Genomic DNA, 928 nt, shown 5'->3' with positions numbered 1-928 from the left:
GCTCACCCTTTCCTGCGCGCGACGTCGTCATCTTCCTCGCCGCCGGCGTCATCATCTGTTCGCTCACGATCGCCAGCCTCGCCTTGCCGAAGATCGCGCGTGGGCTGGTCGAGCCGGGCGCGGATCCTGGCGCCGCCGAGGAACGCCGGGCGCGCGTCGGCGCCGCCAACGCGGCAATCGCCAGAATCGAGAGCATCGCCAACGAGGGAGGCGAGGGCGAAGCCGCCGAGGCCAGGCTCGCGGTCGCCGACAGCATCGTCGCCGGCTACCGCCGCCGCATCGCCGCCTCCGATGAGGCCGAAGAGGCGCGCGCCGAAGCCCGCGAGGCCGGGCGTCTGGAGCTGGAGCTCAGGCACGCCGGCATCGAGGCCGAGCGAGGCGCCGTCCGTGCCATGTTCCGCAGCCGGGAGATCAACGACCATACGATGCGGGCGCTGCTTGCCGAGATCACGCTCACCGAAGCCTTGCTGAAAAGCCGGCGGGAGCGGAAATAGCGCTCACGCTGTCGTCCTTGGCGCAATCCGGCCAGCAAATTTCGCGGCGCAAACGTGGCGAGGCGAAAACAACTGTGTTAATGGCGCGGCAATGCATGTCGCCCAGAAGTGCGCAGCGGTTTTGGGGCAACGATATGCATGAACAAATTGCCCCGAACCGGAGGATTTCAGGCCATGGCAACAGCAGCGGCAGCGTCGAACAAATTCGAATCCTTCTTCGAGACCACGCTGGCCGACGCCGATCCGGAGATTTTCGGCGCCATCCGCAACGAGCTCGGCCGCCAGCGCCATGAGATCGAGCTGATCGCTTCCGAAAACATCGTCTCGCGCGCCGTCCTCGAGGCGCAGGGCTCGATCATGACCAACAAATATGCCGAGGGCTATCCGGGCAAGCGCTATTATGGCGGCTGCCAGTTCGTCGACGGCGCCGCGGA

At 66.2% G+C, this 928-nt stretch carries 2 pseudogenes; both read left to right on the top strand.

Annotation, left to right across the window (positions count from 1 at the left end):
* Nucleotides 1-494: pseudogene (locus EN742_RS36160) on the top strand (Na+/H+ antiporter); the annotation flags it as partial.
* 174 nt (nucleotides 495-668) lie between these two features.
* Nucleotides 669-928, top strand: a pseudogene (glyA, locus tag EN742_RS36155) (serine hydroxymethyltransferase); the annotation flags it as partial.

This window comes from Mesorhizobium sp. M4A.F.Ca.ET.020.02.1.1 (assembly GCF_004022645.1).
Lineage (GTDB): Bacteria > Pseudomonadota > Alphaproteobacteria > Rhizobiales > Rhizobiaceae > Mesorhizobium.
This window is presented reverse-complemented; position numbering and strand designations above follow the sequence as displayed.